This is a genomic window from Blautia sp. 2227st1_G12_2227SCRN_220401 (assembly GCF_039062885.1).
Lineage (GTDB): Bacteria > Bacillota > Clostridia > Lachnospirales > Lachnospiraceae > Blautia_A > Blautia_A fusiformis.
Genome location: NZ_JBCLNI010000022.1, coordinates 44,317 through 54,940 on the forward strand (window position 1 = coordinate 44,317; position 10,624 = coordinate 54,940).

General features: G+C 47.7%; 7 protein-coding genes and 1 pseudogene. All 8 read right to left on the reverse strand.

The window, feature by feature from the left end; all coding sequences use genetic code 11:
* Window positions 1-2 precede the first annotated feature (2 nt).
* Window positions 3-1,673 (reverse strand): putative manganese-dependent inorganic diphosphatase, encoded by a 1,671-nt coding sequence (locus ABCM67_RS11665; RefSeq protein WP_044961512.1) that lies wholly within the window; start codon window positions 1,671-1,673, stop codon window positions 3-5.
* Between the two features lie 29 nt (window positions 1,674-1,702).
* Window positions 1,703-2,605, reverse strand: a complete 903-nt coding sequence (locus ABCM67_RS11670; protein WP_022426933.1) for a S1 RNA-binding domain-containing protein — start codon at window positions 2,603-2,605, stop codon at window positions 1,703-1,705.
* Window positions 2,606-3,765: 1,160 nt separating this feature from the next.
* The gene (locus ABCM67_RS11675; RefSeq protein ID WP_129975742.1) at window positions 3,766-4,233 is read right to left on the reverse strand and encodes a DUF1002 domain-containing protein; all 468 of its coding nucleotides are present in this window, start codon (window positions 4,231-4,233) and stop codon (window positions 3,766-3,768) included.
* A 425-nt stretch (window positions 4,234-4,658) separates the two neighbouring features.
* Window positions 4,659-5,534 (reverse strand): 16S rRNA (adenine(1518)-N(6)/adenine(1519)-N(6))-dimethyltransferase RsmA, encoded by an 876-nt coding sequence (gene rsmA, locus ABCM67_RS11680; RefSeq protein ID WP_015526558.1) that lies wholly within the window; start codon window positions 5,532-5,534, stop codon window positions 4,659-4,661.
* Window positions 5,535-5,561: 27 nt separating this feature from the next.
* Window positions 5,562-8,327, reverse strand: a complete 2,766-nt coding sequence (locus tag ABCM67_RS11685) for a hypothetical protein (protein WP_342992885.1) — start codon at window positions 8,325-8,327, stop codon at window positions 5,562-5,564.
* 55 nt (window positions 8,328-8,382) lie between these two features.
* On the reverse strand, window positions 8,383-9,474 hold the full coding sequence (gene recF / locus ABCM67_RS11690; protein WP_215638466.1) for a DNA replication/repair protein RecF: 1,092 nt from the start codon (window positions 9,472-9,474) through the stop codon (window positions 8,383-8,385).
* 4 nt (window positions 9,475-9,478) lie between these two features.
* On the reverse strand, window positions 9,479-9,685 hold the full coding sequence (locus tag ABCM67_RS11695) for an RNA-binding S4 domain-containing protein (protein ID WP_021650164.1): 207 nt from the start codon (window positions 9,683-9,685) through the stop codon (window positions 9,479-9,481).
* Window positions 9,686-10,078: 393 nt separating this feature from the next.
* Window positions 10,079-10,624: pseudogene (locus ABCM67_RS11700) on the reverse strand (DNA polymerase III subunit beta); the annotation flags it as partial.

Here is a 10,624-nt window from a genome sequence, read left to right on the forward strand (position 1 = left end):
TCTTATGCATAATCGCTGTTCATCAGCTGAGCAGCCTCCATCATAGCCGGGATCAGCTGCTTCTTTCTGGAAACCACACCCGGCAGACTGAAAGTATCTCCATCCGGTTTCCGCTCAAAAGCGATCTCCGCCATCTGCTGGCTGCCCTCCCCGTAAAACAGAAGCTCTGTAGACTCCTCCAGGATATTCGTCAGCATAAAATAAACTCTCGTGATATCATGACGGCCACACTCACTCACCATAAACGGCATCAGCTTCTCCTTGATCTCCTTAAGCTCCTCGCTGTCCATGGAACTGATCTGACCCACACCAAAGGAAACATTACCCTCACCGATAAACTTCTTGTAATCCTGATAAAAAATCTCCTCCGGAGACTTATCCTTCAGATTACTTCCCGCAGAAAACATCTCTCGGGCAAACTCCTCGATCTTGATCCCCGCGATCAGCGCAAGAGCACTGGCAGCGATCTTATCCGTCTGCGTACAGGTCGGTGAACGGAACATCAATGTATCCGAAATAATAGCCGCACAGAGAAGCCCCGCGATCTTTTCCGGGATCTCCAGTCTCTGCTCTCCGTAGATCTCATAAAGGATCGTCCCCGTACATCCCACCGGCTCATTACGAAAAGCAACCGGCGTCATAGTCTGCAAGGTACCCAGCTTATGATGATCGATGATCTCAAGGATCTCCGCCTTCTCGATATTATCAACAGCCTGATCCACCTCATTATGATCCACAAGAACCACTTTCTTTTTATGCATATCCAGAAAATTACGTCTGGAGATCGTACCGATACACTTACCATGAGGATTGATCACCGGAAACGCCCTGTGACGGTTTTTGATCATAACATCCTGGATATCATCCGTAAAATCCTCGGTATTAAACGTAACCATGTTATCCCGCTTCATAACAAAGCTGACCGGAATACTCTGGTTGATCAGACGCGCAATATTAAACGTATCATACGGAGACCGGATGATCACGATATTCTTCTCATGAGCAAGCTTTATAACCTTCTCGGAAACCACGATATTCAGCCCCACGATGATACAGCTGACATTCTGGCTGATCGCCTGAAGATGATCCTCCTCACGGTCACCCATGATGATCATATCATCCTCCTCAACGTAGCCCTCCAGCATCTTCGGGTTGGCAGTACCGACAAGCACACGCCCCTTCACAAAATATCCGTGTCCGTTACCTTCCACCACTTCACCGCCAACAGTCTCGGCAATTCTCTGATACTGCGTCCTCGCATTGGAAAGAAGATAACTGTCTGTAGTATCCATATAGGTCTTTGCGATATCACCAATCGTCACAAGCCCCTCCAGACACCCATCCTTATCACGGATCGGAAGAGAAACGATCCCGTTCTCCTGCATCAGATCCCAGGTATTCTTCAGCGACATATTCTTATCCGCCTGCGGACTGGTCCGGATATCCATATCCTTGACCTGCGTACCGATATTTCCCAGATAAGCCGGCGGCTGTACGCCAAAACGGTTCAGCACATACCTGGTCTCCTCATTGATCTGCCCCGCTCTCTTCGGGATATATTTTTTATTCTGCGTAGTTCTGTTCTTAATATCCGCATAAGCAATAGCCGAACAGATGGAATCCGTATCCGGATTCTTATGTCCGATTACAAATATTCTCTCCGGTTTTTTCATACACATCCATCCTTTTTCATCCAAAATAATCATAATTTAATATTTGCAAACAAAGCACCCAGGGAAGTAGTAGCCTCTTCCCCCGACTCCGGAAGCTCAAAAGACTCCTCCTCAACCTCCTTAGCCATCAGATCCGATGCCTCTTTAATACTCAGGCTCAGCTTACCATCCTTGATCGCGATAACCTTCACCTTAACCTTATCCCCAACACTCAAAACCTCAGAAGGCTTCCGTATCCTCTTCTCACAGATCTGAGAAATATGCACCAGCCCAGAAACCCCGTTCCCAAGCTCCACAAAAGCACCATACGGCTGCAAACTCTCAACCGTACCCTCCGTCACAAAACCAACCTGGATATTGGAAATCTTATTCCGTTTCTCCACTTCAGCCCTCTCACGAAGAATCTCCCTCGCCGAAAGCACCAGCCTCTTCTTCGCCTTATCAACCTCGATCACCCGCACCTGGATCGGCTTATTCAGAAACACCTCAGTATCCTCAACAAACTCCAAAGCAAGCCTCGACGCCGGAATAAAACCACGGACACCCTCAACATAAGCAATGGCACCCCCGTTAACGATCCCCTTCACAACAACATCCAGCACCTCACCCGAATCCTGAAGCTCCTTCAGCCTGTCCCAGGCAAGCACATCCGCAGCATCCGCTCTGGAAAGAAGAATATTCCCCTGACCATCATCCCTGCGAAGAACCATCGCCTGAACCTCATCCCCCGGCTGAACAGCCTCTTTAATATTAAACCCCGGCACCCGGGAAAACTCCTCCACCGGAATAAAACCCTCAGCATAAAACTTAAGGTCAAGAACAACCCCCGACTCATCCACACTCACAACAGTCCCTGAGATAATATCACCCTCATCGATCCTCTTAAAAGAAGCCTCCAGCTCCCTCTCAAAATCCTTCATAGACTCCGCCATATCCAGACCTCCCATTCAAACAAAAAACAAACCACCGCCGCCCCCAAAACAGCCACAGCACTATAATCCTAATCATTATAGCATGCACACCCCACCCGCGCTATATTTTTTTCCACAAGCCCCAGACCTCACAGGCATCCAGCACGCGCCGATGCCACACATACATCACTCACCTCCAGCACACCTCACAGGCATCCAGCGCAGCGCCGATGCCACACATCCCCCCGTCAGACCACAAGGAAACTCAGCCCTTGCAGCCATCCAGCGCAGCGCTGATGGCCCACCACCTCCCGTCAGACCACTCAATCCCCACACATCCAAAAAAATCCCTCACTCAAAACACCCCCTCAGCAGAAAATACTCCCCTCAATACTACAAATATCCCTAACAAAGGATACAGTTTATACATCCAACATAAATTACCCACCCAATCACCACACAAACTTATCACTCCCACAACCAACGCACAGGACGGACTGCCGGAGGGACGGCTGCATGGTCGGGACCCGGTGCGTCGGAGTAAGCCGCTGGTCATACTTAGCGCCTGAGGCTTCTGACGGGAAGGTACTCTGCGGCCACAAGCCGCAGAGTAAGCCCCATCTGTCTGAGCCAGGTACGCATCAGCGTACATGGCGAGTTATGGGGCGCCCTGCACGGCAGAATACTCAGACGCTTAGTATGACCCGGCGAAACGACCGCACCAGGCACGACCATGCAGCCGCCCCTCCGGCAGTCCGTCCGTCCCTCCCCACCCATAAAAAAAAGAGCCCCAAAAAGGCCCAAAAACGAGGAGTGCCCCGGTAGTGGCTTACCGGGGCGATTATTATGAAAAAAATTGTATGTGTAATGATACAGATACACACCATTACAGCGTCTTTCGTAACGTTCTTTCGAACTATCCCTATACTACCAGACAAATATGAACAAACAATGAACATCCCGTAAACAATTAGCGCATTTGCACAATTTTTCCCAAAACACCCTCCCCCAATTTATAAAAACACCACATTCACAAGCAAAACCAAAACCCTAAACATTGTACATATTGTACATCTCAACCAAACAAACCAACAACAACCCCAACAAAAGAGCCACAACCCTCACCCTCTAACTCAAACTCCATCTAAAACATCATCAAAAACAACAGCCATCACAAACCATCACCGCCGTGAAAGCATCCCCTTAATAAACTCAACCGCCTTCTCAAAAATATTCTTCACATCAGACTTCGTAACACCCATATCCTTCAAAGTACTATAAGCATCACTCACATACCCCTTGATCTGATCATCACTCATCTCGATTCCACGGAACTTACTGATAATATTAACCAGCGAACTCTTATCATCCTCATTAAGACTCACCCCAAAATGATCCGCAGCCTCATCGATCCCCTGAGAAATCTCATCATCCGTGATCTGGTTAGAATCAAAAAGCCCCTTCACATAAACAATGATATCCCCAACCTTATCCGGATCAGAAGCAAGAGACCCAACCTCATTATCCTTCAGGATCTCCTCCGCCTGACTCATAACAGAACCGGAATCAGACGCCATAACCATCATCGGAGATGTACATGAAATAACACCCGCAATAACCAAAGCTGTAACCTTGTTCAATCTTCTCATAATATTCAACCTCCATACGGGCACCAGCCCTTATTAAAAATTGCCTTTTACTATTTTTAACTATCTTTTACTGCCTTTTTATTACCTCATCATTACCTTTTCGACGCCCCTCAGTATACCACACACCCCCACCCCTCTGTAAACCTCAATTTTCCCCATTCCCACCCACACCATTCAGACTTTATGTATATCGCCAAAAATATATTCACAATATTTTCATATTTTAAACAAACTTTCCTAACATCTCATCAGTAAAATAAAAAATGTAAATTTTTCATTACTTACTTATGTCTGACGCTTCAGACATAACCTCCTTTCTATAACAAATATATAGGTCCGGACAGGAAACCTCTCCAACATTCCCGTCCGGAAACGCAAAAAGAACCCGGAACAGCTGCCCGGGCTCTTTTTGCGTTTATCATATATTAATTTTTCTCATCATAAATACAGTTGGCAAGCATCGCAAACTGCTCCAGTGTCAGCGCCTCACCCCTGATATTCAGCGGAAGATCACACCTGTTGAACACATCCTCGATCTCCTCCTTACTCAGGGAAAAATCTCCGGAATTTCTGATCCCGTTCACAAGCGTCTTTCTCCTCTGGTTAAAAGATGCACGGATCAGACGGAACATAAGCCCCTCATCCTTCACATCCACCGGCGGCTTCTCATAACGCGTCAGCTTGATCACCGCACTTCCAACCTTCGGCCGCGGCATAAAACAGTTCGGCGGTACATTCGCAACGATCTCCGGCTTCGCATAATACTGCACAGCCAGGGAAAGCGCACCGTAATCCTTGGTACCGGGACCAACCTGCATACGGTCTGCAACCTCCTTCTGCACCATGACAGTGATCGAATCCACAGGAACATTCTTCTCAAAAAGCCCCATGATGATCGGAGTCGTAATGTAATACGGCAGATTCGCAACCACCTTCACAGGCTTACCGCCGTTTTTCTCATCTGCGATCTTTTTGATATCCGTTTTCAGGATATCGTTATTGATCACGGAAACATTATCCCAGTCCTTCAACGTATCCTTAAGGATCGGGATCAGCGAACTGTCGATCTCCACAGCAGCCACCTCTCTGGCAGCCTCCGCAAGATACTGGGTCATAGTTCCGATACCCGGACCGATCTCCAGTATAAAATCATCCTTCGTGATACCCGAAGACTCAATGATCTTTTCCAGAACATGCTCGTCGATCAGAAAATTCTGACCAAACCTTTTCTGGAAAACAAAATGATACTTTTGAAGGACTTCAATGGTATATTTCGGGTTACCAAGATAAGGTCTGGCCATATTTTTTACCTCTGCTTTTTCTTATTTTCAGCTGAAATCCTTTTCAAAAAGTACCGTGTAGCCATCACGGTCCACACGCTTCTTGGAATGCTTGAACAATCCGCTCTGAGCTCTCTCCATAGCCTTATCCAGCATGGTCTTCACAGTACCGATGCACATCGGCTGATCCTCCTTCTGGTTGATCCCGATCAGATTATACAGAGCAAGCATGCCCATCTGGTCGATACGGAATCCATTCTCCATGGTATAGACCTTGGCGAAATTAACAAGTTCATCGTTTGTAAATACAGGAATGTTGATCATGGATGTAAACTTCTTCGCAAGCTTCGGATATCTTGCGATCAGCTTACGCATACCGATCTTTTCATCCTCCAGGATCACGATCATTCCCTTTGTGTTTCCGGTCATAGCTTCCTCAAGCTCATCTGCTGTTTCCTGGGAAAGCTGGTTTGCATCTTCGATAACAAGGAAACCGCCGGCAAGCTTGGATACGATCTCCGGAATATCCTTTCCGTTGAGATCATCCGCAAATATATAGGCAACCTTGGAAGCCTCGATATTCAGCTCTTTACAGATTGCCGGGATCAGACTTGAGATCAGTCTCGTCTTACCTGTTTCTCTGCCGCCCATAACGATCACATTTCCGGTCTGGGAAGTCTTGTCTGCTGCGCCCATCTGTACATCGCAGAGTACATCAAGCAGCTGTTCCTTCATTCCGGGAACTGTAACAAAATAGGTGAAAAGCTGTTTCTCTTCATCTGTGAGCTCTTTCTTTCTGGAAACGATCTTTGTAGGATCCTTTTCCGGATGGATCGTAGCGATAAATTTCTCAAGCTGCTCTTCCTCGCTGAGCTCCTCTTCCTCATCGTCCTCTTCCATGGCTTCATCAGAATCATCACCGATGAGACTGCTGATAAAATCATCCTCATCCTGGAAGTCGAAGGCGTCATCACTGTATTCTTCTTCCTCATCAAGAAGATTTTCCTCTTCCGCTGAAGCCACCGGTTCCTCATGATGAAGCTTCGTTGAAGGCTCTGCTGCCGCCTTCTGCACCGGCTCCTCATCTTCATCAAATACGATATCCGGAAGTCTGGTATCGGAAGTCTCCGTTACCTCTTCCTCCTGCTGAGCGGAGATCTGCGCCATGATATCCTCGATATCTGCCGCATCCGGCTCCTCCGGAACAAATTCATCAGCCGCAATATCCAGATCCTCAATACCTTCCGGCTCTTCCGTTACGTCGGACTGCTGGACATCCGGAGATTTCTCTTCCTCCGGGATATCGATTCCCTGCTGTGTAGCTGCTGCCAGAATAGTATCCTCCAGGTTGAAGTCCTTATCTTTATCCTTCTCGGACCTGTCACCTACAGATGCCGCAATATCCTCGATATTTCCGAAAATTCCGGACGCGTCCGGGATCTCTGCGGAACTGCTTGCATTCTCCGGGTCCACATTGATCATGGACTTCGGGATCTTCAGCTCCGGCATACGGATCGTTGCGGAAAAATCAGGCTTGCCTTCCTCATTGAGCGGAACCCCTGCAGGCTTCTCCTCACTTTCCTCATTTCCTGCAGCCTTCTCCTTCATGATCTCTGCAACACTCTGGGACAAAGACATCTCTGTAGCTTTCTCAGCCTCAGCTTCTTCCGCTTCCTGATAAGTCTCTTCTTCCTCTTTATCCTGCTGTTCCTGAGCCTGCAGCTTCATACTTCCGGATGACAGGTTCTCAACACCGGATGCCAGCGGGATCTCATCCGCTTCCTGTCCGGAAAACTCTTCCTGCTCTTCAGAAGGCTCATCCGAAGCTTCCTCACTTCCTTCTGCTGCTTCGATCTCCTCAGAATCTGTAAACTCCTCCGACGGTTCTGCTGCCGCAGCAGTCTCAGCCTCCGGCGCTTCCGCCTGTTCCGTCACATCCTCAGAGTCTGTGGAAACCTCATCCTGCTCTTCATCCTGCGCAGCTTCTTTTTCCTCCATATCCTCTTCCGCAGATTTCTTATGTCCGCCAAAGATATCACGGAATCCCTTGGAAAGCTTCTCCTGGAATGTCTCCGCACTGTTCAGATCCCGCTCATCATCTACCTGGATAGTATCTGTGACCGGTTTTGCCTCCTCATACTCGCCGGATGCTTCCTTGCTCTCCCTGATCTCCTGCGCCTTTTCCGGCGGGATCAGCTTCGGGATAAAACGCTGTTCGTATTTCTCTTTCTCTTCGCCAGTGAGAACACCCATCCGCTGTTTCAGGTCAAGGGCCTTCATCACATAAGTTCCGTCATTGAACCAAAGGATCATCTCATTGCAGAGATCCAGGCACTTCTGCTTGTCTCCTGCCTTGTAATAGAGCTTGGCCAGCTCATAGGACCAGCGCTCCGTAAATTCCTTCTCCTTATATTCCTCAAGAATACGGATCTGTTCATTCAGAGATGCATTCTTCGCTCTGGCGATCTTATATTTCAGTATATACTGGCTGTTATCATTACCTGCCACTTCTCTGTATTCATCAAAGAATTCTGTGGCTTCACTGATCTGTCCCATTTTCAGGGAAACCTCGATCAGACGGTAAAGTATGTTCTTGCCGATCGGCGCTCTGTGGTAGGCAAGAAGAAAAATTTCCTTGCTCTCTTCATAGCGCTTGTTGGCCGCGTAGATCTCGCCCACTACACAAAGGGTACGGACGTTTTTCACACGACGCCAGTCAATGCTGTCCACAATCTGCATGGCGCCTTTGTAATCCTGGGTCTCGACCAGCTTATTGATCTGTCCCAGCTTAACGCGAAACTCCTCTTTATCCAAAATATTCACCAACTTTCCATAATCAGAATCAGTTTACCATATGCATACGGGCTTGTCAAAACCCTTTAGGCATATAAACATGCCCCTTTACCACCTGAAAAACCCTGTTGATCTTGAACTGATGGCTGACAAAATCATCCAGTCCTGTACAGGTGATCAGAGTCTGTATATCGTGGATACTTTCCAGCAGATATGTCTGCCTGCTGCTATCCAGCTCCGAAAGAACATCATCCAGCAGAAGCACCGGTGTATCCCGGATTTTTTTCTTCACCAGATAGATCTCCGAAAGCTTCAGGGAAAGGGCCGCAGTCCTCTGCTGCCCCTGGGAACCATACCTCCGGATGTCGATCCCGTTGACCTTTACGCAGAAATCATCTCTGTGCGGTCCCACGGAGGTCAGCTTCATCCGAAGATCCCGCTCCCGGTTCCTGGAAAGCTTATCCTCAAACTCCGTCGCCGTCACACTTGGCTCGTACAGGATCTCCAGCTCCTCGATCCCGCCGGTAAGGCCTTTATGAAGCCCCCTTGCGATCTCGTTAAGCTCCTCCACAAAGGCTTCCCGCTTCCCGATGATCTTCTTTCCGTAATCAACCATCTGCATATCCCAGACATCCAGGGTACCTTTCAGCCCGGGGTTCATATAACAGTCTTTGAGAAGACGGTTTCTCTGGTTCACGATGTGATTGTAGCCGGCCAGCTCCGTGATATAAACACCATCCAGCTGACAAAGCTCCGAATCCAGAAAACGTCTTCTCTCTCCCGGTCCATTCTTGATAATATTAAGATCCTCCGGAGAAAAAAACACCAGATTCACCACCCCCAGCAGCTCCCTTGCCTTGCGGATCGGCAGCCCGTTGATGGCAACTCCCTTTGCTTTGTTTTTCCGGAGGTGCATGTCTATTTTGTATGAAAGATCGCCCTTCTTCACCATCATTCGGATATGGGATTCCTCATTCTCAAAGCGGATCATCTCCCGGTCCTTGCTTCCCTTGTGGGATTTGCTGGTACCTGCCAGATAAACCGCCTCCAGGATATTGGTCTTTCCCTGGGCATTGTCGCCGTAGAGAATATTGGTGCCCTGATCAAAATTCATCTCCAGCGACTCATAATTCCTGAAATTATTCAGTCTGATGGATTCAATGTACATTCCTTCACCCGATCACATAAATATCTTTTCCATCGTAGGAAATGGTATCTCCAGGATGGATCTTGCGGCCACGGCGGTTCTCCACCTCACCGTTCACCAGTACCAGACCATCATTGATGGCATATTTCGCCTCAACGCCGTCCTCCACAACACCGGCCAGCTTCAGCGCCTGGCCAAGCTTGATAAATTCGTCTTTAATTCTGATCTCCAATTTTTTCTCCTCTTATCTCCGGGGTATTTTCTCCGTCAGATTGGTCTTTTCTGATCTTCTGGCGGTATTTAAAATCCCCCAAAATACAAATTTCACCGGAAGGTGGTAATTTAACTACCCCCTTCCAGCAGTTTACGCATGAAACAATTCTCAGAACACGATCGCATTCCCATGCACAATCGTTCAAAAACGGTCACGCATTTTTGGTGTATCCGTTTATATCAATCCTGATATCTGCCGTCAGGCTGTACGTGCTCTACGGACACTTACATATCCTGACTGCCGAGCTCAATTCTGTTCACAGCTTCAAGCATGTGCGTCTCACACGTACACTCACATTCCCGAAGCTGCTGCGTACATCTCTTGTCCCTTATTCCTTATATTTCCCAGGTTTTATCTGGCCTGATTCTGGTTGATGTTTACAGGAAGGATCAGGTAAGTATAGTTCTCCTCATCGTCACGGATAAAGCATGGTGCCTTCGGATTTACAAGATAGATCGTCACGGTTTCATCATCAATAACACGAAGCGCATCGATCAGGAATTTCGGGTTGAAGCCGATCATGATATCCTTACCCTCTTTTTCAATATCGATCTCTTCATTCATGGAACCCATTGCAGAATCAATGCGCAGCTCCATATCATCGTCTGTGATGTTGATGATGATCGGTTTTTTATCAACCTCACGTACCAGAAGTGTGGCACGGTCGATACAATCCAGGAACTCTTTTTTGTTGATCTTCAGTTTTGTCTCATAATCACTGGAAAGCATCTGGTCAATTCTGAAATATTCTCCCTCGATCAGTCTGGAAACTACCATAGTCTGATCAAATTCAAATAAAATATGGTTTTTTGTAAAGTAAATGCTGACCTGATCATCCACTTCTCCGGAAAGGATCTTGCTGACCTCGCTTAAAGTTTTGCCCGGAACTACCACCTT